The following is a 25,866-nucleotide window of genomic DNA, read 5'->3' as shown; positions in this document are numbered from 1 at the left end:
CGTCGTCCGATCGGACCGTGTTCCGGTGGCGGCGCTCGCTCAGATGGCGGTCACGCTCAGATGGCGGTCATCACGTGCTTGACGCGGGTGTAGTCCTCGAAGCCGTAGGAGGAGAGGTCCTTGCCGTAGCCGGACTTCTTGAAGCCACCGTGCGGCATCTCGGCGACCAGCGGGATGTGGGTGTTGATCCAGACGCAGCCGAAGTCCAGGCGGCGGGACATCCGCATGGCGCGGGCGTGGTCCTTGGTCCACACCGAGGAGGCGAGCGCGAACTCGACGCCGTTGGCGTAGTCGACGGCCTGCTCCTCGTCGGAGAACTTCTGCACGGTGATGACCGGGCCGAAGACCTCGTTCTGGATGATCTCGTCGTCCTGGTTCAGGCCGGAGACGACGGTCGGGGCGTAGAAGTAGCCCTTGTCGCCGACCCGGTGGCCGCCGGCCTCGACCTTGGCGTGCGCGGGCAGGCGCTCGACGAAGCCGGAGACCTGCTTCAGCTGGTTGGCGTTGTTCAGCGGGCCGTAGAGCACGTCCTCGTCGTCCACGCCGCCGGTCTTGGTCTCGGCGGCGGCCTTGGCCAGCGCCTCGACGAAGGCGTCGTGGATCGACTCGTGCACCAGCACGCGGGTGGCGGCGGTACAGTCCTGGCCCGCGTTGAAGAAGCCCGCCACCGAGATGCCCTCGACGGCCTCGGCGATGTCGGCGTCCTCGAAGACCACGACCGGGGCCTTGCCGCCCAGCTCCAGGTGGACGCGCTTGACGTCCTTGGAGGCCGACTCGGCGACCTGGATGCCGGCGCGCACCGAGCCGGTGATGGAGGCCATCGCCGGGGTCCGGTGCTCGACCATCAGACGGCCGGTCTCACGGTCGCCGCAGATCACGTTGAAGACGCCGGCCGGGAGCTCCAGGTCCTTGAGGATGCCGCCGATGATGTCGGCCAGCAGCACGGTGGAGGCCGGGGTGGTGTCGGAGGGCTTCAGCACCACGGTGTTGCCGGCGGCGATGGCCGGGGCGAACTTCCAGACGGCCATCATCATCGGGTAGTTCCACGGCGCCACCTGGGCGCAGACGCCGACCGGCTCGCGGCGGACGATCGAGGTCATGCCGTCCATGTACTCGCCGGCGGACTTGCCCTCCAGCAGGCGGGCGGCACCGGCGAAGAAGCGGATCTGGTCCACCATCGGACCGATCTCCTCGGAGAGGGTCAGCCCGCGCGGCTTGCCGGTGTTGCGGACCTCGGCGTCGACGATCTCGTCGGCCCGGGCCTCGACCGCGTCCGCGATCTTCAGCAGCAGCTTCTGCCGGGTGCTCGGGGTGGAGTCCCGCCAGGCCGGGAACGCCGCGGCCGCGGCGTCCATGGCGGCGTCGACGTCGGAGGCTCCGGACAGCGGGGACGTCGCGTAGACCTCGCCGGTCGTCGGGTCGACGATGTCGAGCGTGCGGCCGTCGGCCGCATCGACGAACTCTCCGTTGATGTAGTTGCGCAGCGTGCGAAGGTCGCTCACGGATGTCTCCTCGGTCTCGGCCTGCGGCATTGCAGAATCCGGCGCCATGGTACGTCGGCCGCCGGGGCCGACGGCGGGCGCCGAGTGGCCGCGTCGGTCGTGCCGCGGTCCACTGGTTGGCGGAATGCGCGCGGCCCAGCGGAGCCGCGCGCGTACCGTAGCCAGGGTAGCCGTACGACTGCCGTTATCGACAGGCCGACCGCGCATCGACGATGAAATCCGCATGCGTTCTCCAAGATCTCGACGAAATCAGCAGCAGCCGCGCTTGCGAACACGAGACCGATCGGGCACAGTGGCGGCGTGGCCAACCGCGACCGGAACGCCAGCGTTCCCCTCGACGCCGCCTCCAAGGCGATCATCGAGCAGCTCCAGGAGGACGGGCGCCGCCCGTACGCCGCCATCGGCAAGGCCGTCGGCCTGTCCGAGGCGGCCGTGCGCCAGCGCGTCCAGAAGCTGCTCGACCAAGGCGTGATGCAGATCGTCGCCGTCACGGACCCGCTCACCGTCGGCTTCACCCGCCAGGCGATGGTCGGGATCCGGGTCGAGGGCGACATCGATCCCGTCGCCGACGCGCTGGCCGCCCTCGACGAGGTCGACTACGTCGTCTGCACCGCCGGCTCGTTCGACCTCCTGGCCGAACTGGTCTGCGAGGACGACGAGCACCTGCTCGAAATGATCAACAAGCGCATCCGCGCGCTTCCCGGCGTGCGGAGCACCGAGAGCTTCGTTTACCTGAAGCTCCGGAAACAGACCTACACCTGGGGCACCCGATGACAGCCGACCCGGCGCAGAAGGACCTTTCCAAGACCGCCTACGACCACCTGTGGATGCACTTCACCCGCATGTCGTCGTACGAGAACTCCCCCGTGCCGACGATCGTCAAGGGCGAGGGCACCTACGTCTGGGACGACAAGGGACGCAAGTACCTCGACGGCCTCGCCGGCCTGTTCGTCGTCCAGGCCGGCCACGGCCGTGAGGAGCTCGCCGAGGCCGCCGCCAAGCAGGCCAAGGAGCTCGCCTTCTTCCCGGTGTGGAGCTACGCCCACCCGAAGGCCGTCGAGCTGGCCGAGCGCCTGGCCAACTACGCCCCGGGCGACCTGAACAAGGTCTTCTTCTCCACCGGTGGCGGCGAGGCCGTCGAGACCGCCTGGAAGCTCGCCAAGCAGTACTTCAAGCTGACCGGCAAGCCGACCAAGTACAAGGTCATCTCGCGGGCCGTCGCCTACCACGGCACCCCGCAGGGCGCCCTGTCCATCACCGGCCTGCCGGGCCTGAAGGCCCCGTTCGAGCCGCTGGTGCCGGGCACCCACAAGGCCCCGAACACCAACATCTACCGCGCCCCGGCCTTCCTGGCCGGCCCCGACGGCACGGTCGACCCCGAGGCGTACGGCCGCTGGTGCGCCGACGAGATCGAGGTCGCGATCCTCAACGAGGGCGCCGAGACCGTCGCCGCCGTCTTCGTCGAGCCGGTGCAGAACGCCGGTGGCTGCTTCCCGCCGCCGCCCGGGTACTTCCAGCGCCTGCGCGAGATCTGCGACCGCCACGACGTGCTGCTGGTCTCGGACGAGGTCATCTGCGCCTTCGGCCGCCTCGGCACCATGTTCGGCGCCGACAAGTTCGGCTACCAGCCCGACATGATCACCTGCGCCAAGGGCATGACCTCGGGCTACTCCCCGATCGGCGCCACGATCATCTCGGACCGCCTCGCCGAGCCGTTCTACAAGGGTGACAACACCTTCCTGCACGGCTACACCTTCGGCGGCCACCCGGTCTCCTCCGCGGTGGCGCTGGCCAACCTCGACATCTTCGAGCGCGAGGGCCTGAACCAGCACGTCCTCGACAACGAGTCGAAGTTCCTGGGCACCCTGGACAAGCTGCGCGACCTGCCGATCGTCGGCGACGTCCGCGGCAACGGGTACTTCTACGGCATCGAGCTCGTGAAGGACAAGGTCACCAAGGAGTCGTTCAACGACGACGAGGTCGAGCGCGTGCTCTACGGATTCCTGTCGAAGGCGCTCTTCGAGAACGGCCTGTACTGCCGCGCCGACGACCGTGGCGACCCGGTCATCCAGCTGGCGCCGCCGCTGATCTCCGACCAGTCGACCTTCGACGAGATCGAGCAGATCCTGCGGACCAGCCTCACCGACGCGTGGGCGAAGATCTGACCCCGGACTTTCCTCCCCACCCTCCGTCACAGGGCGGTCCCGCTTCGGCGGGGCCGCCCTGCGGCGTTCCCCGTGCTCCCGACAGCACCCCGACAACGTCCCGACAACGTCCCTGACAGAGCTTCGACACCGCCCCGATACCGCCCCGGACGGCGGTTCCCGGCCGTTCCGCCAACGGCCCGTCGATCAAACACGCCTGATTACGGGTGATTTGCCCCGGATGGGCCAGTGTGCCGCAACCGCGCCCAGGCCCGATCGTTCTAATCTGACGACTGTCATATCCCTGCGGCCACCCAGGATGGAACCTCATGTCAGCGGCCCCTCCTGACAACGACGTGCTGTGGGCCCGGGGGATCGTCAAGTCCCACCAGGGCACCCCCGCGCTGCGCGGCGTCTCGCTCGGGGTCCGGGAGGGCGAGGTCCTCGCCGTCACCGGCCCGCGCGGCTCCGGCAAGAGCACCCTGCTCGGCTGCCTCTCCGCCCTGCTCCCGGTCGACGAGGGCGAGGTCTGGTTCAACAGCTCCCCCGTGCACACCCTCGGCCGGGCCGGCCGCGAACGGCTGCGCCGCGACCGCTTCGGCTTCGTCGGCTCCGAGCCGCACCTGGTGCCCGAACTGACCGCCCGGGAGAACGTCGCCCTGCCCCTGCTGCTGGCCGGCGCCGGCGGCAAGGCCGCCTACACCGCCGCCGACGAGTGGCTGGAACGCCTGGACATCGGCGACCTCGCCAAGCTCCGGCCGGAACGCCTGGTCCAGGGCCAGCGCCAGCGGATCGCCGTCGCCCGCGCCCTCGCACCGCTCCCGCCGGTCGTCTTCGCCGACGACCCCACCGCCCCGCTGCACCGCGAGACCGCCGAACAGGTCCTGCGGATACTGACCAGCGCGGCCCGCTCCCACCAGCTCACCCTCGTGCTGGCCACCCACGACCCCGAGCTCGTCCGGTACGCGGACCGCGCCGTCGCCCTCCTCGACGGCCGCCTGACCGGCCCCGCCACGCCCGTGCCGCGCGGCCTCGCCGCCCCCGGCACGGCCGGGGCCGCCGCCGTCCCGGCCGCCGGCCGCTGAAAGAGTCGACGCCGTGTTCTATCTCCGCCTGGCCCGGGGCTACCGGGTCCTCGACCTCGGCCGCTGGCTGCTGACCGCCCTGGCCGGCGCGGTCGTCGCCGCGTTCCTGCTGCGCGCCCTCGGCCGGGCGATGAGCGGCCCCGCCGACGGCCACGACGCGCTCGTCCGGCTGCTCTGGTGCCTGCCCCCACTGGCCGCGGTCGCCTGGTTCGCGGCCGTCGCCGCCCGCGCCGTACCCGCCCGGCGGGCCGACCGGATCACCGGGCTCACCACGGCCGGCGCCGGGGCCGGCCGGATCCGCGCGCTGATCGCCGGCGAGGTCGCGCTCGCCTGCGGGGCCGGCGCCGCACTCACCCTGCTGCTCTTCCTGGTCCTGCGCAACGACATCGCCGGACCGACCCTCGCCGACGAACTGGGCATGGGCGTCGCCCTCCCCGCCGCCGCACCGGTCACCCTGCTCGCCCTCGTACCGCTGACCGCCGGACTCGCCGCCGCCGGGGCCGTCCGGCCCGCCGAGACCCTGCCCGGCCGCGCCGCCGCCGAACCGACCGGCTTCGGCGTGTGGCGGCTCGCCCTGCCGATCGGCCTCGCCGTCATCGGCCTCGCCCTGGAACTGATCGCGCTGCGCCCCGGCGCCGCCGCCGACGGCCGCCCGATCCACCTCCCGGCCGGACTCGGCAGCACCAGCACCGCCGCGCTGGGCGGCTGGATCGCCTCCGCGATCGGCCTCGCCCTGCTCACCGGCCCGCTGCTCGGCTGGGCCGGCCGGCTGCTGGCGCTGGGGCGGCCCACCCCGCTGCGACTGCTCGCCGGCCGGGGCCTCACCGCCCAGGCCGGCCGGCTCGGGGCGCCGCTGGCCGTCCTCACCCTGGCACTCGCGGTGGTACTCACCACCGTCCGCTACTGGCTGGGCGAGCCCGGCAGCGCCGATGTGCTGCCCGCGATCGAGGCCGGCCTGGTGCTCGGCTGCGCGGCCGGGGCGGTGGTGGCCCGGCTGGCCGAGCTGCGCACCGCCCGCCGGGGTGTCGCCGACGCGCTGCTGCGGCTCGGGGCGGCGCCCCGGCTGCTGTTCGGCGCCGTCGTGCTGCGGACCCTGATGACCGGCACGGTCCTGCTGGTCACCGGTGGGGCGACCGCGGCCCTGGCCGCCGCCGGACTGCGCTGAGCCCGACCCCGCTGCGACAGGGGATCGGGCTCAGTACGGGTGGCCGGGTCGGCGACCGGTCCGGTCAGGCGCTCAGGTCCGGTCAGGCGCTCAGGTCCGGTCAGGCGCTCAGGTCCGGTCAGGCGCTCACACGGTCAGCCCGCCGCCGCGAGCTGGCCGCAGGCGCCGTCGATCTCCTGGCCCCGGGTGTCGCGGACGGTCGTCGGCACACCGTGCGACTGCAGCCGCCGGACGAACTCCCGCTCGTCCTCGGGGCGCGAGGCCGTCCACTTGGAGCCCGGGGTGGGGTTCAGCGGGATCAGGTTGACGTGCACCCGGTGGTTCTTGATCAGCCGGCCGAGCAGGTCCGCCCGCCACGCCTGGTCGTTGATGTCCTTGATCAGCGCGTACTCGATGGAGATCCGGCGACCGGACTTCTCGGCGTAGTTCCACGCCGCGTCCAGCACCTCGGCGACCTTCCACCGGGTGTTGACCGGCACCAGCTCGTCACGGAGCTCGTCGTCCGGAGCGTGCAGCGACAGCGCCAGGCGGCAGCTGAGCCCCTCGTCGGCGAACCGGTACATGGCCGGGACGAGCCCGACGGTCGAGACCGTGATGCCGCGCTGGGACAGGCCGAAGCCGTCCGGCGCCGGGTCGGTCAGCCGGCGGATCGAGGCCAGCACCCGCTTGTAGTTGGCCAGCGGCTCACCCATGCCCATGAACACCACGTTGGACAGCCGGGCCTCGCCGCCGGGGATCTCCCCGCTCCGGAGCGAGCGCATCCCGGCGGCGATCTGCTCGACGATCTCGGCCGTCGACAGGTTGCGGGTCAGTCCGGCCTGGCCGGTGGCGCAGAACGGGCAGTTCATGCCGCAGCCCGCCTGGGAGCTGATGCACATGGTGACCCGGTCCGGGTAGCGCATCAGCACCGACTCGACGAGCGTGCCGTCGAACAGCTTCCAGAGCGTCTTGCGGGTGGTGTCGTCGTCGCAGGACACGTGCCGCAGCACGGACATCAGCTCGGGCAGCAGGCCCTCGGTGAGCTTCTCCCGGCTGGCGGCGGGGATGTCCGTCCAGCTCGCCGGGTCGTTCGACATCCGGCCGAAGTAGTGGTTGGAGAGCTGCTTCGCGCGGAACGGCTGCTCGCCCAGCTCGGCGACGGCCTCCTTGCGCTCGGCGGGGCTCAGGTCGGCGAGGTGTCGCGGGGGCTTGGCGCCGCGCGGCGCGACAAAGGTGAGTTCTCCGGGCTTAGGCATGGTTCATCCAGTGTCGCAGACCGCGCAGGGTGACCCAGGCCGCACAAGGGCGGAGGGATTCAGCGGTGGCCGTCATTTGTCACTGTCGGCCGTCCCCGGACGGCCCACAGACGGCCCGAGCTGTCGCCCGACTCCCGACCTACATCAGCGAATGGATCTCGTCCGCAGCCTCTTGGGCCAGGACTGAACCGCGATAGGGCGACTGAATCAGCATCGCGTGGAACCGGTCGAGGCGCTTACCGATCCATGAGATCTTGCGTCCCTCCGGAAGGTCCAGGATGGGCCTGATCGCAGCCATTCCGCCGTCGAGTTCGCCGAGCTGGAGGCGAGCGGTCCCCAGGTAGACGTGCGCGAGCGCCTCGTCGTCGAGGGAGCGCGCCTCGGGGGGCTCCCCCTCCCACATCCTGATCGCCATGCTCGCCTCGCGCTGGGCCCGCTCGGCGTTCTCGCGCCCGGTCAACCAGATGAGGCTGCTGCCCGCGTAGTAGTGCTGCTTGGCCTGTGTGAACTCGAACAACCCGGGAACGGAGTCCAGCGTTCGCGCCTGCTCCCGTGCCTCTTGTGCCGCGTTCAGGGCCTTGTTGGCTTCCGCAGCGTCTCCAAGGTTCGCCATGCACTGCGCCAGGCCGCAAAGAATCCGGGGCCTGGAGGTTCCCTGCGTCGCGTACTGCTCCGCGTCCCGAATGAACGCGAGGGCCTGGTCGTAGTCGCCCTGGAAGCGCGAGATGAGGCTCTGCGTGCCACGGGTCCAGGCCCTCAGCTCGTTGTCGCCCACCCGATCGGCGCACTGCCAGGCAGCCCGCGCATGAGCAAGCGCAGCCGCCGGGCTCCCCAGGTCGAGCGCTGCGTATGCAAGCACTCCCGACAACTGCCCCACGGCCAGGAGAAGGTCCTTCTCATCCTCCGCCCGCATGCCGCCGTTCTTGAGCCTGTCGACCAAACTCGTCCGGACCTGGGTCGTACGGGCCAGCATCGGCGCCGGCGGAGTCCCGAGGTAGTCGATGGCAAGCTCTCTCACCGACTGGCTGACAAACCCGGAGTCGGGTCGGCTGCCGCAGAGTGCGTCGAGCGCGTTCGACTCCCTTACGGACGTCGCCAGCAACCGGCGCGTACGTTCAGCCTCACGCTCTTCCTCCTCGGCGAGTACCCAGGCAGCAAGTAGGGCGCCGCGCGCTTGGAGTGCTGTGTCTGCGAGTTCTGCGAACGGCCGGGTGGGGAACTTGCTGCCGTTCTCGATGTTGCCGATGTACCCACGGCTGAAGTGAATGAGCTGGGCAAGGTCAGCCAGAGACTTACCGCGGCTTGCACGCAGCTCCACCAGGAGCCGACTGAAGGTGGTCCTCATGGGACCGATCGTTCCTGCTTGAAGGCCCACCGTCTCCACTCCCCCTGTCGCCTGGTTCGTCGGTGCCCACGTGGGAGACAGCTAACCCGGTGTACCGGTCGAACATGCGTCACATCCTTAACTCAAGACGGAAGTTAGGAATGTGGGGGACATGGGACTTTCCACGGCGGAACTCGATGTGGTGTCGGCGCGCCTGGCCGCGCTGCACGAAGGGCTAGGCAGTCTGGCCAGGCGCGCGGAAAGCCTCAGCGCCCGCGTTGAAGGGCTTCAACGGTCTCTTCAAGCGTGCGCATCCGGTTGTCGAGCCGACCAAGCTCAGCAATCACCGTGTCGATGCCGCGCATGATCTCGGCGTACCCCGGGGACTGCTCCGCGCCCTCACTCACCTCTCCGGGAGTCGCACTCACGAAGATCCCTCGGCCGTGCTGGGTGATCACCAGACCTTCCTCCCGGAGGAGACGGACGGCGCTCTGCACGGTCATGACTGCCGCCTTGTACTGAGCGGCCAAGTCCTTCGCCGTCGGAAGGCGAGCCCCCGGGGCGTATGTGCCATCAAGGATCTGGCGGCGCAGATCGGCTGCAATCACGACGTAGGGGGGCTGTGACTCGCTTCGCTTCGTCTCCATGACACAAGCCTAGCTGTACTAGCTGACCCAGATCACGAGAGCTTGCGTCAGCTCTTGCATCTCCGGCTTGGACCTATGTAACCTAGGTTCAAGCCCAAGGGGGGAACCCCGGGCTTTCAAACGATGGGGAGCGGCCCCAACCGCCAAGTCAGTTCCGCTCCCCAACCCCTCTCTCAAGGGAGTTCCATCATGCACGCTTCGCTCATCGCCCCGCAGCCCCTGACCACCGACCGCATGGAGGAGAACGTCTCGCTGTTCGGCGAGGCGGACCGGGGTGAGCCGGAGCCGCGCCTGTCGGTGCGGGTGTCGGTGTCGCTGCGGTTCTTCGACCTGGTGGGCCTGCTGGCCTTCCACCCGTCGATGATGCTCACCGCCTCGGAGCTCCAGTGCTCCGACGAGCTGGCCGAGGCCCTGCGGTTCGCGATCGTGGACTCCGGCATGTCCCAGATCGAGGAGTACGCGGAGCTGGCCCGCACCGCGCTGTCGCACCCGCGCCGCTCGTTCCACGCGTACACCAAGCTCGTCGCCGAGGCCGTCACCCGCACATTCGGCGTGACCGCCCCGCAGCCGCCCGCCGCCCCGGCGGTGAACCCCCTCCTGCTCGCCGCCGTCTGAGCCTCCCCAGGCGAGCGCTCACCGACGCTCACAGGCGCTCACCGACCGCTCACCCGACCGACCGGCGGCATGCGGTGCAGCCCCGGTCGGCCGACTCCCAGGTACCCGACCGGCACGGTGAGCACCCGACCGCCCACCGCCGCTCACAGGACCGTTCCCGGCGTTCCCGCCGATCGTTCCCGCGTTCCCGGAAGCACTTCCCGCCCTTTACGGAACTGCATCGGTCGCCCACTGACCAGCGGCAACGAGCCGACCGACAGCCGACCCGCTCACCGGTGAACACCCCGACTTCCCGCCCGCCTCCCGACCCATGAGCGGCGCGGACTCCTGCTTCCCGAACCCGACGCCCACGTGGGCGGCGAACGCGTCGTCGTGAGCGCCCGTGAGCGTCGGTGAGCATCCAGCCAGACCCCATTCCCGCCCCACCATCCGACCGAGGAGACCCGCATGAACACCCCGTCGCCGACCACCGACCCGACCCCCCTCGTGAACCCCGACCCGGACCCGACGGACTACCTGACGGTGCCCCAGGTGGCTTTCGCCCTGCGGCTGTCCCAGGAGACCGTGTGGCGCATGGCCCGCAGTGGGCGACTGGCCACCTACCGGGTCGGCAACGGCCGGGGCCAGGTCCGCGTCCCCAGCGACGCCTTCCGCACCTACCTGGCCGCCACCGGACTGCCCGCCGGCCTGCACGACGTCGCCGCCGCAGCTCCGTCCAGCAGCCGGAAGCGGTCCCCCTGGACCACTCCCCGCAGCTGACCACCCCCACCGCCACCCCGGAAGTGGCCGCCGGGTGTCCAGAAAGCTGGACGCCCGGCGCGGCCGGACAAGCAAGAAGAGCACCGGGCACCCCGCAGACGGGTGCTCCTCTTGCTGTTCGGCGAAGCCGCCGAAGGTCGTGCCGCGCAGCGGCTCCTCATCACGCCCTGAGGCGCGCGCCCAGTACCAGAACAGCCCCTTCTTCTTTTCCTAAGAAGGGAAGCTCTGCGTCACCGCGTCACCCAGGACCGAAAGACGGCCTCTGACCTGCGACAACAAGGGTGACGCAGACAGCCGATCCTGCGTCACCGCTGCGTCACCGCGTCACCCGCAGACGCGGTCTGCGTCACCATCCGGCACCGCGTCACAAGACACACCCCCAACTACAACAGCCCCTCCTCTTTTCCTAAGTAGGAGAACGCTGCGACATGTACGTCATGCGCACCGCGAAACAGCCCCTGACCTGCACCAACGACCATGACGCAGACGGCAACCCCTGCGTCATCCTGCGACATGTGCGACATGCCATGACGCAGCCCATGACGCACTGATGACGCAGAGCCCGACCACTGCGTCATCCAAAACCCCAGGTCACAGGCCCGCATGACGCTGATGTCGCAATGACGCAGAAATCCGCACCTCGGACAACCCACGCCACGGGGAGCCGTCGCGCGTCATGGGCGTGGACGCAGTCCTGCGTCACCCGGTGACGCAGGACCCGATCCCCGAAGTCGCTGCGTCACCAAAAAACACCAGGTCACAGGCCCTGCGTGACGCTGGTGTCGCGGTGACGCAGAAATCCGCACCTAGGACAGCACAGCCACCGCGCAAAGCCCCGCCCCTCCCCCGCCGCACACCAGCCGGGCCCCGGAACCGCCACCGGGCCTAGCGTCCACCCTCGCTAGACCTAGCAAGCCCGCTAGCGGGCAAAACCGCCCCCGACCAGCCACCTAGCGTCTAGCACCCCCGTCGGCTGAACCCCCGGAAACGCCCGCAGCCCGGCCCGGCACCCCGCTCCCGGTCGCTAGGGCACCGGGCCCCGCGCTCGGCCCCGCCCCGGCCGCCGCCAGCCGCTCTGACACCCCCTGACACCTGACACCCGCTGACACCCAAACCCCTAGGCAGAACCGGTGTCAGCCCACCGCTGACGGCACCTGACACCCGGCCCGACACCCGCCGCAACCGCCCCGAGGAGAGGCCCGTGGCCAACCGCAGCACCCCCGCCGCCACCCGACCCGCCGTGACCGCCCTCCCCGCCCGCTTCCTCACCCCCGAAGACGTCGCCTCCCTCTTCGCCGTCCCGCTCGAAACCCTCTACCAGTGGCGCCGCAAGCGCACCGGACCGCCCGCCTTCCGCGTCGGCCGCCACCTCCGCTACCACCCCGACGCCGTCGCCCAATGGGTCACCGAACAGACCCGCGACGCCGCCTGAACCACCAGGGACCCACCAGGGAGGCAGGGAGAACTCCCTCCCCGCCTCCCTGACCACCAAATAGCCCCTGATCAGCAGCGACACCGCCACAGGGAGGCAGGGAGGCGCCCCGCTGGCACCGCCGAACGCCCCGGAATCCGCTCTCTTCCGGCACCGGACGCCTCCCTCCCTGCCCCGCCACACCCACCCTTCGAACCCAAGGAGCGGCCCATGGCCGGCCACATCCAAGACCGCTGGTACAAGACCGAGACCGGCCCCGACGGAAAGCCCCAGCGCACCCGCACTGACCGCTACGGCACCGGCAAGCGCTACCGCGCCCGCTACGTCGCGCCGGACGGTACCGAGAAGTCCAAGAGCTTCCCCGACCGCCAGAAGCGCTTGGCGGAGGACTGGCTGACCCAGATCGAGGCCGACATGGCGCGCGGCCAGTACATCGACCCGAAGGCGTCCAGGACCACCTTCCAGCAGTTCGCGGAACGGTGGCTCAACGCCCAGACCACCGACCCGGCCAGTCAGGTTCTGGTAGAGACCAGGCTGCGGCTGCACGCGTTCCCCCGGATCGGCCGCCGACCGCTCGACTCGTTCCGGCCGTCCCACATCCAGGAGCTGGTGAAGGAACTGGAGCTGAGCCCGATCTCGGGCGGGTACGCCCGGAACATCTACTCGGACGTGCGGGCCGTGCTGTCGGCCGCCGTGGACGACGGGCTGCTGAACCGCAACCCGTGTGGCGCGGCGTCGGTCCGCCCGCCAGCCGCCGAGGCCCGCCGGGTCGTGCCCTGGCTGCCGGAGCAGGTGTTCGCCGTGCGTGACGCGTTGCCGGAGCGGTACCGGGCGATGGCCGACCTGGGCGCCGGGTGCGGACTCCGGCAGGGTGAGATCGTCGGCTTGGCGGAGGATGACGCACTCGACTTCGAGACGGGTACCGTCCACGTGCTCCGCCAGGTGAAGCAGATCCGGGGGAAGGCGGTGTTCGCTCCGCCGAAGTGCGGCAAGGAGCGTGATGTGCCGCTCCCCAGCTCCGTGGCCGATGCCGTCCGGGTCCACATGGACGCCCGCAAGCCCGTACCAGTGACGCTCCCGTGGAAGACCCCGGACGGGCCACTGGTCACCTTCCGGCTGCTGTTCAGCAACACGGCCGACGGGCTGGTCTGGCGGAGCAACTTCAACTTGCAGGACTGGAAGCCCGCGCTCGCGGTGGCCGGCCTCATCCCGACGCCTCGGTCCGGCGAGACCTACGCCTCCGCGAGGGAACACGGCATGCACGCCCTGAGGCACTTCTACGCCTCCGTGCTGCTCGATGCCGGGGAGAGCATCCGGGCCGTGAGCGACTACCTGGGCCACGCCGACCCGGCCCTGACGCTGAGGGTCTACGCCCACCTGATGCCGAACAGCCAGGACCGCGCCCGGAAGGCGGTCGACCGGCTGTTCCTGCCAGGTGATTCGACCACCTGACGGCCCAGGGACGGCCCGGCGGACGCGCGAGGGCCCCCTACCTGCGGGAAAGCCGCAGGTAGGGGGCCCTTTGTCGCCGTGCCCGTGAGTGTTCTCCGGGCTTAGGCATGGTCCAACCAGTGTCGCAGACGCGCGAGGGCCCCGGACGCCGTGCGTCCGGGGCCCGGGCCGGGGGCGAGTGGCCTCAGCTGCCCACGAAGGCCGCCAGCAGCAGCCAGACCACCGGAGCGGTCGGCAGCAGCGAGTCCAGCCGGTCCATGATGCCGCCGTGACCGGGCAGCAGGGTGCCCATGTCCTTGATGCCGAGGTCGCGCTTGATCATCGACTCGCCCAGGTCGCCCAGGGTCGCGGTGACCGCCGCGCAGCCGCCCAGGATCAGGCCCTGCCACCAGCTGCCGCCGTCGATGATCAGTTCCATCAGCAGCGCGCCCGCCAGCATCGACAGGCCGATGCCGCCGGCCAGGCCCTCCCGGGTCTTGCCCGGGCTGATCGTCGGCGCCAGCTTGGTCCGGCCGAACTTGTAGCCCACCGCGTAGGCGCCGGTGTCGCTGCACACCGTGACGATCAGGAACAGCACGATCCGCTGCGGACCGTCGTCGGCCGCCAGCATCAACGCCACGAAGGTGGCGAGGAAGGGGACGTAGAAGGCGGTGAAGATGCCCGCCGTTATGTCCCGCAGGTAGTTCTCCGGCGGCTCGGCCATCCGCCAGACCATCACCGCGAGGCCGGTGAGCGCGAGCGAGGCCGCCGCCCACTGGATCCCCGACCAGTAGCCGGTGGCGATCATCGCGATGCCGCCCGCGACCAGCGGCACCAGCGGCGCCTTGATCTCCTTGCGCTCGGCCAGCCGGCTGGTCAGCTCCCAGACGCCGACCGACACCGCCGCGATCACCACGACCAGGAACAGGGCCTTGACGAAGAAGAGCGAGGCGACGATGACCGCGCCGAGGCCGACGCCCACGCCTATCGCGGCCTGGAGGTTGCGGCCACCGCGCTGCTTGCGCTGCGCCGGCTGAGGCTGCGGATCGGGCTGGGCCACGGGTGTCTCCTGCCCTGGGTAGGACGACGGCACGAGGAACGGCTGCCCCGCCGCCGGTCCGCCCGGCGCACCGGGGTGACCCGCCGCGACCGGCGGCGCCTGCGGCACCGACGGCCCCGGGTACGCCGCGGCGCCCGGGTACGGCCCGCCGGGCGGAGCGGACCGGGCGTCGTCGGTGATCGCGCGCAGCACGACCGTCTCCGACGCGCCGGGCTCCGACACCCCGGGCTGCTCGTCGCGGAACAGCGGTCCGCTCAGCCGGCCCGTCTCCCGGGACGGCCCCTCGGCGGGGTCGGGCCCGGGCGGGGCTGCGGGCTGCGGGCCCGGGTCGGCCGGTACGGGAGGCATGACCTGAGTCTCCTCCGCGTCGGGGTCCCAGTACACCGGAGGCTGCTGGGAGTGACCCGTTCGGTGGCCGGGGTCACCCGGGCCGTACTGCCCGGGCCGACCGTACTGGTCGTACTGCCCGGGTCGGTCGTACTGCCCGTGCGGCGGCTGCGCCGGGTACCCGCCGGCGGCGGCTGCGCCGGGTGTGCCGGGGACGGCGGAGGTGCCGGGGGCAGCGGGCGTGCCCGGTCCGCCGGGGGCCTGCGCAGGCGTGCCGGGGGCCTGCGCAGGCTCGTACGGACGGTACGGCTGGTACTGCTGATCGGACGTGCCCCAATAGCCAGGGGCGTCAGGGGCGTCGTTCATCAGACCTCGAGCAGCTCGGCTTCCTTGTGCTTCAGCAGCTCGTCGACGGTGGCCACGTACTTGGCCGTGGTGTCGTCGAGCTCCTTCTCGGCGCGACGGCCGTCGTCCTCGCCGATCTCGCCGTCCTTGACCAGCTTGTCGATCGCGTCCTTGGCCTTGCGGCGGACGGCGCGGATCGAGACCTTGGCGTCCTCGCCCTTGCCGCGGGCGACCTTGATGAACTCCCGGCGGCGCTCCTCGGTCAGCTCGGGGAGCACGACCCGGATGATGGAGCCGTCGTTCGACGGGTTGACGCCCAGGTCGGAGTCGCGGATCGCCTGCTCGATCGCCTTCAGCGCGGTCTTGTCGAACGGCGAGACGACCGCCATCCGGGGCTCCGGCACGGAGAAGGAGGCCAGCTGGTTGATCGGCGTCACGGCGCCGTAGTACTCCGCGACGATCTTGGCGAACATCGCCGGGTGCGCGCGGCCGGTGCGGATGGCGGCGAAGTCGTCCTTGGCGTGGGCGACGGCCTTCTCCATCTTCTCCTCGGCGTCGAGGAGGGTCTCTTCGATCACTGTGATCTCCCTGTCCGGTTCATCTGCTGGTGTCCCGACCGGGGTCGGGCGCCGGAGCCTCGCGGCGGCGGCGCCGTCCGGTACGGCTGGTTACTGCTCAGGCCCGGACAGAATCCTGGCTGATGAGTGTGCCGATCTTCTCACTCTTCACCGCACGCGCGATATTGCCCTCCGCAAGCAGCTCGAAGACCAGCATCGGAAGGTTGTTGTCCTTGCACAGCGTGATCGCGGTGAGGTCGGCCACCTTGAGGTCGCGCGCGATGACCTCGGAGTACTCCAGCGCGTCGAACTTGACCGCGTCCGGGTTGGTCCGGGGGTCGGAGTCGTAGACGCCGTCCACGCCGTTCTTGCCCATCAGCAGCACATCGGCGTGGATCTCCAGCGCCCGCTGGACGGCCGTGGTGTCGGTGGAGAAGTAGGGCATGCCCATACCGGCACCGAAGATCACCACACGGCCCTTCTCCAGGTGCCGGACGGCACGCAGCGGCAGGTACGGCTCGGCGACCTGGCCCATCGTGATGGCGGTCTGGACCCGCGTCTCGATGCCCTCCTTGACCAGGAAGTCCTGGAGCGCCAGGCAGTTCATCACCGTGCCGAGCATGCCCATGTAGTCCGAGCGGGCCCGGTCCATACCTCGGACCTGGAGCTCGGCGCCGCGGAAGAAGTTGCCTCCGCCGATCACCACGGCGACCTCGGTGCCCGCGCGGACGACGGTGGCGATCTCACGGGCGATCGCGTGCACGACGTCCGGGTCGACGCCGAGCCCGCCGCCGCCGGCGAAGGCCTCACCGGACAGCTTCAGCATTACCCGGCGGCGTGTGCCGTCCTGGATCTCCCGCGCGGTCTCCTGCGTCTCCTGCATGGACTTCTCCTTCTGCACCTACTGGTTCACAGACGCGGGTGTGCGGGTGCCCGGTCTGCGCGTACACGAGAGGAGGCCACTGCCGCGGGAACCGGTTCGGTGTCCTGCACGGCAATGGCCTCCTCGTCGTTCATGTCGCCGACGCGGCTCGCCCGTGAACGGATGGCGCTGGGTGAGCCCGTACGGCGCGTTCCCCGTCGCCCTGGTCAGCGGGCGGGGGCGGTTCCCAGCCTACGGCCGGGGGGACCGGTGGAACGTGGCTCAGGCGCCGACGCGGAAGCGGGCGAAGCGCTTGAGGGCGACGCCGTTCTCCTCGAGGACCTTGGCGACGGTCTTCTTGTTGTCCTTCGCGAAGGCCTGCTCCAGGACGGAGTTCTCCTTCACGAAGCCGGTGACGCGACCCTCGACGATCTTCGGCAGGGCGGCCTCCGGCTTGCCCTCCTCGCGAGCGGTGGCCTCGGCGACGCGGCGCTCGTTCTCGATGTCCTCGGCCGGGATGTCCTCGCGGGACAGGTACTTCGGCGCGAAGGCGGCGATGTGCTGCGCGACGTCCTTGGCGACCTCGGCGTTCTCCTTGTCCAGCTCGACCAGGACGCCGACGGCCGGCGGCAGGTCGGGGCTGGTCTTGTGCAGGTAGACGGCGACGAAGCCCTCGCCGTCGAACTGCGCGAAGCGGCGGAAGACGATCTTCTCGCCCAGGGTCGCGTTGGCCTCGTCCACGAACTGCTGGACGGTCTTCCCGGCCTCGATCTCGGAAGCCAGGGCGGCGTCCAGGTCGGCCGGGGCGCTCTTCGCGACGTGGGCGGCGATCGCGTCGGCGACCTTGACGAAGTTGTCACCCTTGGCGACGAAGTCGGTCTCGCAGTTCAGCTCGACCAGGACGCCGGACTTCTTGTCCTCGGCGATCAGCGCGGCGACGGCACCGTTGGAGGCGTCGCGGCCCTCACGCTTGGCAACGCCCTTCTGGCCCTTGATGCGCAGAAGCTCGACGGCCTTCTCGACGTTGCCCTCGGCCTCGTCCAGGGCCTTCTTGCAGTCCATCATGCCGGCGCCGGTGAGCTCACGGAGCTTCTTGACGTCCGCGGCGGTGAAGTTCGCCATGGTGTGAATCTCTTCTCGCGTCTCGCGTGTCTGCGTGGAGTGGTGCCGGGGCCGATGGTTCGGCCCCGGCACGGGAGAGAGGGGCACCGACCGGTGTCGTACCGGCGGGTGCCCCTCACCCTTGGTACGTCAGGCCTGCTCGGCCGGAGCCTCGGCGGCGGGGGCCTCGGTGACCGGGGCCTCGACGGCAGCGGCCTCGGCGGCCGGGGCCTCGACAGCGGCGGCCTCGGCGGCCGGAGCAGCCTCGGCGTCGGCGGCGGGGGCCTCCTCGGCCTTCTTCTCGCCCTCGAGGATGTCCTTCTCCCAGTCGGCGAGCGGCTGGTCGGCACCCGGCTCGGCCTTGACGTCGCCCTTGGCGACACCCGCGCGGGACTTGAGGCCCTCGGCGACGGCGTCGGCGATCACGCGGGTCAGCAGGGTGACGGAGCGGATCGCGTCGTCGTTGCCCGGGATCTTGTAGTCGACCTCGTCGGGGTCACAGTTGGTGTCGAGGATGGCGACGACCGGGATGTTGAGCTTCCGGGCCTCGCCGACCGCGATGTGCTCCTTCTTGGTGTCCACGATCCAGACAGCGCTGGGAACGCGCTGCATGTCACGGATACCGCCGAGGGTCTTCTCCAGCTTGTCGTGCTCGCGCTGGAGGACCAGGAGCTCCTTCTTGGTGAGGCCGGAACCGGCCACGTCCGAGAAGTCCAGCTCGCCCAGCTCCTTGAGGCGCTGCAGGCGCTTGTAGACGGTCGAGAAGTTGGTCAGCATGCCGCCGAGCCAGCGCTGGTTCACGTAGGGCATGCCCACGCGGGTGGCCTGCTCGGCGATGGCCTCCTGGGCCTGCTTCTTCGTGCCGACGAAGAGGACGCTGCCGCCGTGGGCAACGGTCTCCTTGATGAACTCGAAGGCGCGGTCGATGTAGTTCAGCGACTGCAGGAGGTCGATGATGTAGATGCCGTTGCGCTCGGTGATGATGAAGCGCTTCATCTTCGGGTTCCAGCGGCGGGTCTGGTGACCGAAGTGGACGCCGCTCTCAAGCAGCTCCCGCATCGTGACGACGGCCATAGCCGTGCTCCTCAGGTGTTACGCCCGGCTCCGTCGCAGCGGCGTCACGGGAGGCGCGATGGCGCTTCCCGCTCGGCTGGTGCGAACGGCCGGGTCAGGCTCGGTTTTGTCCGTGGCGGCCAGGTGACAGCCACGCCTGACGCCCCGAACGTGCCGAGCCGCTTCCCCCGGCGGTCCTGGGACCGGTCGGGCTCGGCGGACCGAGCGGCACTCGCACCTGGCGGGGGCGGCGGCTGAGCCGCTGTCCGACCACCGGTGGCGGGGCGTGCGAAGTCGACCCGGCGGACCGGGTCGCGTGTGAAGTGTACGGGAAGCGCCGAGCGCGGAGCGACTCCGCGGAAGGCGGGCGGGCGGGGACCGGCCAGGTCCGGGGCACCCGGGCGACCGTGTTGGGGTCCCGTGCACCTGCCGGGGTCCACCCGTTGGAGGGACGGCCATTGTCCCCAGGGGCCGGTTGTCCACAGGAAACGGGGACCGGGTGGCCGGGTCGGACCGGCCCGGGGAGCCTCGGTGGCATGGCTTTCGGCGTGGCTTTCGGCGTGGGGGTGGTGGGTGCGGATGTGGGTGCGGAGGTGGGTGCGGAGGTGGCTGTTGGTGCGGGTGCGGGTGCCGCTCGGGGCGGGAGGGGCCGCCGGGCGGGGGCGGAGGCGCGGGTGGGGCGGCGGGTGCTGGTGGTCGTGCCGGTGGTGCTGGCCGTCCTGCTGACCGGTGGCCGGCCCGGGACGCTCGGGCACGCCGCGGACGGGGTGGGCCCGACGGGCGGGGTGGGCCGGGCGGGCGTGGCGGCGGTCGGTGGCGCCGGGGAGGCCGGGGAGGCCGGGGAGGCCGGACCTGGCCCGGTCGCTTCCGGGGGTCCCGGGGTGGGTGGGGCGGGTGGAAGCGGGCGGCGGTGGCCGGTGGACGGACCGGGCGGGGGGCCGGGTGCGGTGATCGGCCGCTTCGAACCGCCCGCGCGACCGTGGGGCGCGGGCCACCGGGGCGTCGACCTGGCCGCCACCGCAGGTGCGGAGGTCCGCGCCGCCGCGCCCGGGGTGGTGACGTTCGCCGGACCGGTGGCCGGACGGCCGGTCGTCGCGGTCACCCACCCGGGGGCGGGTTCCGCAACGTCTGCGACTCCGCCGGCTCCCCCACTGCGGACCACCTATCTACCGGTGGAGGGCGTGCTCCCGGTCGGCACCGCCGTGGCGGCCGGACAGGTGATCGGACGGCTGGCCCCCGGGGGCGGCCACTGCTCCGACGGCCCCTGCCTGCACTGGGGCCTGCTTCGCGGGAAGCGCTATCTGGACCCGTCGGCCCTGTTCGGGACCGGCCGGGCCCGACTGCTTCCGCTCGACCGCACGACGGAAGCGGTCGCCGCAGCGCCGGTCACCCTGACCGGACCGCGCGCCGTCCTCGGAAGGCGGCGGCTCAGCTCGGGCCGAGGCCGTGCAGGGCGAGGGCGACGGCGGCGTCCGCGATCACCTCGGGACTCTCGGCCCGGCCGCCCGCGGCCCGGTGCTCCGCCTGCCGCACCGCCGCTTCGACGATGCCCTGGAGCAGCGCGGCGGCCAGCCGGGGCTGCTCGTGGCCGAGGTCCTCCAGCGCCTGGACCACCAGCCCGACCAGCGTCCCGTGCGCGGCCCGGATGCGGTCCCGGGCCGCGTCGTCCAGCTCCAGTGCGGAGATCGCCGCGACCGCCCGGTGGCGCGGGTCGGCCGCCAGCGCGAGCTGGCTCCGGACGTACGCCTCGATCCGCTCGGCGGCGGTGTCCCGGCTCGCCATCCCGGCCTCGATCTCGGCGGCCCACAGCGGGAAGTCCACCTCGCAGAGCGCCTCCACCACCGCCCCGCGGGAACGGAAGTACTCGTACACCGAGGAACGCGCGAGCCCGGTACGCATGGCGAGCGCGGGGAAGGTCAGGGCTTCCATGCCTCCCTCGGTGAGGAGACTGCGGGCAGCATCGAGGAGGGCTGCCCGCTGCATCTGACGATGCTCGGCCACACTGGCTGCTCGGATCTTCGGCACGCCCTCCACTGTACGGAGCCCTACATCCCGCCGGTACGGTGCCGCGTACCGCAACGGATACGGAGGGATGCGTTCCGGGGCGCGGAGCGCCGACCCGGCGTACGCGGCGCACCGACCGGCCCGCGTGACGACCGGCCGGGGCGTTCGGCCGAGGGGCGCCCGCCGGGGGGTGTCCGGTCGGGGGGCGTCCGGCCGGGGGCGGTTTTCGGCCGGGGTCGGTCGGAGGGCGGTCGGAGGACGGTCGGCCGGAGGGTGCCCGGCCGAGGGCGTTCGGCTACCGGATGTCCGACAGCTTGGCGCGCAGCTGGAGCACCGACTTGGTGTGGATCTGGCTGACCCTGCTCTCGGTCACCCCGAGGACCTGGCCGATCTCGGCGAGCGTGAGCCCCTCGTAGTAGTAGAGCGTCACCACGGTCTTCTCCCGCTCGGGAAGGGTGTTGACCGCCTGCGCCAGCAGCCGGCGCAGCTCCCGGTCCTCGGCCACCTCGACCGGGTCGTCGGCCCCGTGGTCCTCCAGCGTCTCCATCAGGCTCAGCCGGTCGCCGCCGTCGCCGACCGGGTGGAGCAGCTCGTCGAGCGCGACCACGTTGGCGAGCGAGAGCTGGCTGAAGATGGTGTGCAGATCCTCGATCGCGATGCCCATCTCGGCCGCGACCTCGGGCTCGGTGGGCGTCCGCCGCAGCCGGGCCTCCAGGGTCGCGTAGGTGCGCTCGACCGCCTTCGCCTTCTGCCGCACCGAGCGCGGGATCCAGTCCAGCGCGCGCAGCTCGTCGATGATCGCGCCGCGGATCCGGCTGATCGCGTAGGTCTCGAACTTGATGGCGCGCTCGATGTCGAACTTCTCGATCGCGTCGATCAGCCCGAAGACACCGGAGGAGACGAAGTCGGCCTGCTCGACATTGGACGGCAGACCGACCCCGACCCGGCCCGCCACGTACTTGACGAGCGGTGAGTAGTGCAGGATCAGCTGCTCCCGCAGCCGCTGATCGGCCGTCTCCTTGTAGGCGCGCCAGAGCTCTTCGAGCGCCGTGCGCTCCCGGCGGGGAGCCGGCGCTTCGGTGGACGCGGGGGCGGCCGGGCCGGCGGGAGCGCCGGGCGCGGCCGGGCGGTCGTCGTGCGCCCCGGTGAGCGCCGGACGGCCGCCCTGCCGCGCCAGGGCCCCCATCGCACCCGTGGACTTGGACGGGTACTCGGTCGCGGTCCGCCGCTCGGTGCGCGGCCCTCCCGAGGACCGGGCGCCACCGGTCACTCGGTGTCCGGGAATGTGTGTGGGCATACGTTGGTCTGCGCCGTTCTGCCGAGTCATGTGCTGATAGGGAAGGCATGGCGAGCGTAGCGTGACCGACTCGCTGCAGAGTGCTACCGCCACTCGGTCGTCCCCCGATCCGGTGGCGTTCGTGTCGCCCCACCCGGGCACCGGAGGTGGACGAACCGGATGGCGGCCCCGCCCGGCCGCTCCGCCCCGTCAACACCGCGCCCCTACCCGTCCTCCTCCCGGTCGCTCCTCGGGCGCGTGTCCTCCTGACGCTCCGCCCCGCTGCTCCCCCGAGCCGCTCCGCCGCTCTCGTCCGGACGGGCCGTCACCTCCTCCGCACCAGGCGCCAGTGCGCGCCGTGCCGCTCCACATGGCCCAGCGAGCCCAGCTCGTAGAGCCGCTGGAGCACCTCGTCCGGCGGCAGTCCCGACTGCCGGGCCAGCCGCTCCACCGGCGCGCCCTCCGCGGTGGCGGGCACGGCCTCCAGGACCAGGGCCGCCTCCGGCTCCAGGAGGTCCCTCGGCAGCACCGGCCCGCTGCGCTGCGGCGCCAGGTCCTCTCCGATCGCCCCGATCAGCTCGACGACCTCGGCCGCGTCGGTCACGACGGTGGCAGCGCCGCTGCGGACCAGCGCGTGCACCCCGGCGGAGAGTTCCGAGGTCACCGGCCCGGGCACACCCATGGTGTGGCGGTTGAGGTCGCGGGCGCGTCTGGCGGTGCTGAGCGCCCCGCTGCGCAGCGCCGCCTCCACCACCACGGTCCCGCGGGTCAGCGCCGCGATCACCCGGTTGCGCAGCACGAACCGGAACCTGGTCGGGTGCTCCCCCGGCGGAAGCTCGCTCACCAGCAGTCCCTGTTCGGCGATCCGGCGGATCAGCGAGGTGTTGCCCCGCGGGTAGGCCACGTCCACCCCGCAGGCCAGGACACCGACCGTCGGACCGCCGACCGCCAGCGCGCCGCGGTGGGCGGCCGCGTCGATCCCGTAGGCGCCGCCGGACACGACGACCCAGCCGCGCTCGGCGAGCTGGGCGGCGAAGTCCCCGGCGACGTGCGCACCGTACGCCGTGCAGGCCCGGGCCCCGACCACCGCGACCGATCGCAGAGCGAGCAGGCGCAGCGAACCCGTCCCGACCACCCAGAGCCCGGTGGGCCGGCCCTCCCCGAGGTCGTCCAGCTGGCTCGGCCACTCGGTGTCGCCCGGAATGATGAAGCGCCCGCCGACCGCGCGCACCCGCTCCAGATCGGCGACCGGATCGAGGCCGGGCATCCGGGCCCGGTAGGCCGCCAGCCGGGCGGCGTCCACGCCCAGCTGCTCGGCCGGGGCGCCGCCCCGGATCGCCCTCACGACGTCCAGTGCGTCGAGGCGGGCGAGCCAGCGGCCGAGTGCGGCGTCCCCCGGTTCGCCGAGCCGGCTGAGTGCCGCCCTGGCGAGGCGCTCCGGGTCGGGCCGGGGTTTGGCCTGCGGCCCCGGCGGCCCCTCGGCCTCCGCTCCGGGAGCCCGGGGTGCCGCCGGGCCGACCGGTTCGGCGACGCGCGACGGGGCCTGCGGCCCGGGCTCGGGGACGGCTCCCGGTTCGGCGGGCGGGTGCTGGGGGAGGTCGTTCGCGGAAAGGCTCATGTGCCGCTCTCCTCGGGCTTCTCGGTGGGGTTGGGGGCGGGGGTGGGACCGGGTGGACGGCGGGCGGACCGGGGGCGGGCGGGACGGCGTCCGGTCGGGGCGTCCGGCCGCCCCTCGGGCTGCTCGTCAGAGCCGTCGCCGGTCCGGTTCTCGACGCGATCGTCGGCGCGATCGTCGGCTCGGTCGTCGGCGCGGTCGGGGCGGTGGGGGCGGTCGACGGCGGGGTTCGGACTTCGGAAGAACTGCTCGGTCAGCGGGAGCCCCTGTTCCACACCGGTGCGCAGCACGAGGGCCGTCCGGATGTCGCGCTGTTCGGGGCGGTCCCGGCCGGCGAGGTCGGCGACGGTCCAGGCGACCCGCAGCACCCGGTCCAGACCCCGGGCGGTCAGCAGGCCGCGCTCCAGCTGGCGCGCGGCATCGTTCAGCGCGCCCGGCGCCAGCTGCCAGCGGGTGCGCAGCTCGTGTCCGGGGACCTCGGCATTGGTCCGCCACGGGGTGCCCGCGAGCCGCGCCGCCGCACGCTCCCGGGCCGCCAGTACGCGGGCCGCGACGACCTCGGTGGTCTCCGCCGAGGTGTCCCGCTGCATCAGCTCGGCCCTGGTCACCGGGGCGACCTGGACCTGGAGGTCGACCCGGTCGAGCAGCGGGCCGGACAACCTGCCCTGGTAGCGGCTGACCATGGCGGGCGTGCACTCGCACCCCTCGCCCCGCCGCGAGTGGCGCCCGCACGGACAGGGGTTGGCCGCCAGGCAGAGCAGGAAGCGGGCGGGCAGCCGGAGCGACCCGGCGGACCGTGCGATCACCACCTCGCCGGCTTCGAGCGGCTGGCGCAGCGCGTCGAGGACCCGGACGGGGAACTCGGGCGCCTCGTCGAGGAACAGGACCCCGCGGTGGGCCAGCGAAACCGCACCCGGTCTCGGCAGGCCGCTGCCGCCGCCGACGATGGCGGGCATGGTGGTCGAGTGGTGCGGGGAGCAGTAGGGCGCGTGGTCGATCAACGGACGACCGGCCGGGAGCAGCCCCGCGACGGAGTGGACCGCGGTGACCTCCAGCGCTTCCTTCTGGGTCAGCCTCGGGAGCAGCGCCGGCAGCCGCTCCGCCAGCATCGTCTTGCCCGCTCCGGGCGGACCCTTGAGATAGAGGTGGTGGCCGCCGGCGGCGGCGATCTCCAGGGCCCGGCGGGCCTCGTACTGGCCGGCCACGTCGGCGAGGTCCATCCGGGCGGCCGCCTCGTCGGGCAGGCCGCGCACGCCGGCGCTGGGGAGCATGAGGCCCGCCATCAGCGGGTCGGGGCGGCCGACGAGCCGGTCGGGGGGCTCCTCCGGCTCGGGGGCTCCGGTGAGCACGGCGATCAGCTGGCGGAGGCTGCGCACGCCGATGACGCTCACTCCGGGGACCAGCTCGGCCTCGGCGGCCGTCTGATCGGCCACCACCACCCGCTCGTAGCCGGCGTCGGCGGCCGCCAGCACCGACGGGAGCACCCCGCGGACCGGGCGCACCCGCCCGTCCAGGCCCAGCTCACCGATGAGCAGCAGGTCGGCGATCGCGGTGGGGTCGAGCCGTTCGGCCGCGGCCAGGACGGCGCAGGCCACGGCGAGGTCGAAGCCGCTGCCGCTCTTGGGCACCGACGCCGGGCTCAGCCCCACGGTCAGTTTGCGCTGCGGCCAGGCCTCGCCGCTGTTCACGACCGCCGCGCGGACCCGGTCGCGGGCCTCGGAGAGCGCCTTGTCGGGCAGGCCGACCAGGGTGAACGCCGCCACCCCGGGCTCCAGGTCGGCCTGGACCTCGACGATGACCCCGTCGACCCCGACCAGGGCCACAGAACACGTCCGGGCGAAGGCCATCTAGACCACCCCCCGCAGGTGGTCGACCGTGGCCGCGCCGCGGACCCGGTTGATGACGGCGACGAGGTCGATCCGGACGCCGCCCGGCGGGACGGGCGCCCACGGCGGGTCGGTGGAGCCGGGCCGGTACTCGGGGCCTGCCAGCCGGGCGAAGTGGCCGGGCCAGCGCTCGGACATCCAGCGCTCGGCCAGGCGGCGCAGCCGGTCCGCCTTGACGGCGTCGATGGCCTCGGTGGGCTGCTGGAACCCCCGCTCCGAACGGGTCTTGACTTCGCAGACCGCCACCGTGTCGCCGTCGAGGGCGACGATGTCCAGCTCGCCCTCCACGCACCGCCAGTTGCGGTCGAGGATGCGCAGCCCCTGCTCGGTGAGCCGGCGGGCGGCCACGCGTTCGCCGTAGCGGCCGAGGCCGGTGTTGCCGAGCCGCCCCGGTCCGGCCCCGCCGGGCACGGGCAGGGCCGTTACGGGCGGGGCGGGCTC

22 protein-coding genes and 1 pseudogene are annotated in these 25,866 nt (G+C 72.1%); 9 read left to right on the top strand and 14 right to left on the bottom strand.

Going from position 1 to position 25,866, the window contains the following annotated elements:
- Positions 1-56 precede the first annotated feature (56 nt).
- The gene (locus ACW14Y_RS26985; protein ID WP_266274486.1) at positions 57-1,532 is read right to left on the bottom strand and encodes a gamma-aminobutyraldehyde dehydrogenase; all 1,476 of its coding nucleotides are present in this window, start codon (positions 1,530-1,532) and stop codon (positions 57-59) included.
- A gap of 270 nt (positions 1,533-1,802) precedes the next feature.
- Between ACW14Y_RS26985 and ACW14Y_RS26980 the strand changes: the two genes are divergently transcribed.
- The 4 genes from ACW14Y_RS26980 (at position 1,803) to ACW14Y_RS26965 (ending at position 5,896) form a co-directional block, all read left to right on the top strand.
- Positions 1,803-2,276, top strand: a complete 474-nt coding sequence (locus ACW14Y_RS26980; RefSeq protein WP_030396761.1) for an Lrp/AsnC family transcriptional regulator — start codon at positions 1,803-1,805, stop codon at positions 2,274-2,276.
- A complete protein-coding gene (locus ACW14Y_RS26975; RefSeq protein WP_266274487.1) occupies positions 2,273-3,667 on the top strand; it encodes an aspartate aminotransferase family protein in 1,395 nt (464 codons plus the stop codon). Before ACW14Y_RS26980 ends, ACW14Y_RS26975 begins: the two co-directional genes overlap by 4 nt.
- Before the next feature lie 308 nt (positions 3,668-3,975).
- Positions 3,976-4,731, top strand: coding sequence for an ABC transporter ATP-binding protein (locus tag ACW14Y_RS26970; protein ID WP_380304916.1), 756 nt, complete (start codon positions 3,976-3,978; stop codon positions 4,729-4,731).
- A 13-nt stretch (positions 4,732-4,744) separates the two neighbouring features.
- Positions 4,745-5,896 carry a hypothetical protein gene (locus ACW14Y_RS26965; RefSeq protein ID WP_456983664.1) on the top strand — a complete coding sequence of 384 codons (1,152 nt, stop codon included), beginning with the start codon at positions 4,745-4,747 and terminating at the stop codon, positions 5,894-5,896.
- Between the two features lie 134 nt (positions 5,897-6,030).
- Here the strand turns inward: ACW14Y_RS26965 and rlmN are convergent, their stop codons facing one another.
- From rlmN to ACW14Y_RS26950, 3 genes are all read right to left on the bottom strand, one after another.
- The gene (gene rlmN / locus ACW14Y_RS26960; protein WP_045941285.1) at positions 6,031-7,131 is read right to left on the bottom strand and encodes a 23S rRNA (adenine(2503)-C(2))-methyltransferase RlmN; all 1,101 of its coding nucleotides are present in this window, start codon (positions 7,129-7,131) and stop codon (positions 6,031-6,033) included.
- A 139-nt stretch (positions 7,132-7,270) separates the two neighbouring features.
- Complete coding sequence (locus tag ACW14Y_RS26955) at positions 7,271-8,476, bottom strand: helix-turn-helix domain-containing protein (RefSeq protein WP_266274491.1); 1,206 nt, start codon at positions 8,474-8,476, stop codon at positions 7,271-7,273.
- A gap of 245 nt (positions 8,477-8,721) precedes the next feature.
- The gene (locus ACW14Y_RS26950) at positions 8,722-9,102 is read right to left on the bottom strand and encodes a GntR family transcriptional regulator (RefSeq protein WP_456983663.1); all 381 of its coding nucleotides are present in this window, start codon (positions 9,100-9,102) and stop codon (positions 8,722-8,724) included.
- Positions 9,103-9,291: 189 nt separating this feature from the next.
- On the opposite strand from ACW14Y_RS26950, the gene ACW14Y_RS26945 reads away from it, so the two are divergent.
- The 4 genes from ACW14Y_RS26945 (at position 9,292) to ACW14Y_RS26930 (ending at position 13,360) form a co-directional block, all read left to right on the top strand.
- A complete protein-coding gene (locus ACW14Y_RS26945) occupies positions 9,292-9,717 on the top strand; it encodes a hypothetical protein (protein WP_456983662.1) in 426 nt (141 codons plus the stop codon).
- A gap of 447 nt (positions 9,718-10,164) precedes the next feature.
- Positions 10,165-10,476, top strand: a complete 312-nt coding sequence (locus tag ACW14Y_RS26940) for a helix-turn-helix domain-containing protein (protein WP_456983661.1) — start codon at positions 10,165-10,167, stop codon at positions 10,474-10,476.
- A 1,201-nt stretch (positions 10,477-11,677) separates the two neighbouring features.
- The gene (locus ACW14Y_RS26935; RefSeq protein ID WP_266274495.1) at positions 11,678-11,908 is read left to right on the top strand and encodes a helix-turn-helix domain-containing protein; all 231 of its coding nucleotides are present in this window, start codon (positions 11,678-11,680) and stop codon (positions 11,906-11,908) included.
- A gap of 210 nt (positions 11,909-12,118) precedes the next feature.
- On the top strand, positions 12,119-13,360 hold the full coding sequence (locus tag ACW14Y_RS26930) for a tyrosine-type recombinase/integrase (RefSeq protein WP_456983660.1): 1,242 nt from the start codon (positions 12,119-12,121) through the stop codon (positions 13,358-13,360).
- A 184-nt stretch (positions 13,361-13,544) separates the two neighbouring features.
- Here ACW14Y_RS26930 and ACW14Y_RS26925 read toward each other — a convergent pair whose 3' ends face one another.
- The 5 genes from ACW14Y_RS26925 to rpsB form a co-directional block, all read right to left on the bottom strand.
- Entirely contained in the window at positions 13,545-14,747 is a 1,203-nt protein-coding gene (locus ACW14Y_RS26925) for a phosphatidate cytidylyltransferase (RefSeq protein WP_402725000.1), read from the bottom strand.
- Between the two features lie 344 nt (positions 14,748-15,091).
- A complete protein-coding gene (gene frr / locus ACW14Y_RS26920) occupies positions 15,092-15,649 on the bottom strand; it encodes a ribosome recycling factor (RefSeq protein ID WP_030396755.1) in 558 nt (185 codons plus the stop codon).
- Positions 15,650-15,746: 97 nt separating this feature from the next.
- Positions 15,747-16,511 carry a UMP kinase gene (pyrH, locus tag ACW14Y_RS26915; RefSeq protein WP_030396754.1) on the bottom strand — a complete coding sequence of 255 codons (765 nt, stop codon included), beginning with the start codon at positions 16,509-16,511 and terminating at the stop codon, positions 15,747-15,749.
- A 261-nt stretch (positions 16,512-16,772) separates the two neighbouring features.
- Entirely contained in the window at positions 16,773-17,612 is an 840-nt protein-coding gene (gene tsf / locus ACW14Y_RS26910; protein WP_340636522.1) for a translation elongation factor Ts, read from the bottom strand.
- 129 nt (positions 17,613-17,741) lie between these two features.
- Positions 17,742-18,665 (bottom strand): 30S ribosomal protein S2, encoded by a 924-nt coding sequence (gene rpsB, locus ACW14Y_RS26905; protein ID WP_380386463.1) that lies wholly within the window; start codon positions 18,663-18,665, stop codon positions 17,742-17,744.
- A 515-nt stretch (positions 18,666-19,180) separates the two neighbouring features.
- Here rpsB and ACW14Y_RS26900 point away from each other — a divergent pair.
- Positions 19,181-19,894 (top strand): annotated as a pseudogene (locus ACW14Y_RS26900) (peptidoglycan DD-metalloendopeptidase family protein); the annotation flags it as partial.
- Positions 19,895-20,072: 178 nt separating this feature from the next.
- On the opposite strand, the gene ACW14Y_RS26895 reads toward ACW14Y_RS26900, so the two are convergent.
- The 5 genes from ACW14Y_RS26895 to ACW14Y_RS26875 form a co-directional block, all read right to left on the bottom strand.
- Entirely contained in the window at positions 20,073-20,645 is a 573-nt protein-coding gene (locus tag ACW14Y_RS26895; protein ID WP_380304951.1) for a TetR/AcrR family transcriptional regulator, read from the bottom strand.
- A gap of 298 nt (positions 20,646-20,943) precedes the next feature.
- The gene (whiG, locus tag ACW14Y_RS26890) at positions 20,944-21,834 is read right to left on the bottom strand and encodes an RNA polymerase sigma factor WhiG (protein WP_456988260.1); all 891 of its coding nucleotides are present in this window, start codon (positions 21,832-21,834) and stop codon (positions 20,944-20,946) included.
- A 415-nt stretch (positions 21,835-22,249) separates the two neighbouring features.
- Positions 22,250-23,542, bottom strand: coding sequence for a DNA-processing protein DprA (gene dprA, locus ACW14Y_RS26885; RefSeq protein ID WP_402725001.1), 1,293 nt, complete (start codon positions 23,540-23,542; stop codon positions 22,250-22,252).
- Positions 23,539-25,386: a YifB family Mg chelatase-like AAA ATPase gene (locus ACW14Y_RS26880; RefSeq protein ID WP_456983659.1), complete on the bottom strand. Its 1,848-nt coding sequence runs from the start codon at positions 25,384-25,386 to the stop codon at positions 23,539-23,541. The genes dprA and ACW14Y_RS26880 overlap by 4 nt, the downstream gene beginning before the upstream one ends.
- Complete coding sequence (locus ACW14Y_RS26875; protein ID WP_380304955.1) at positions 25,387-25,836, bottom strand: YraN family protein; 450 nt, start codon at positions 25,834-25,836, stop codon at positions 25,387-25,389.
- Positions 25,837-25,866 lie beyond the last annotated feature (30 nt).

The sequence above is a fragment of the Kitasatospora sp. cg17-2 genome, assembly GCF_054031055.1.
This window is presented reverse-complemented; position numbering and strand designations above follow the sequence as displayed.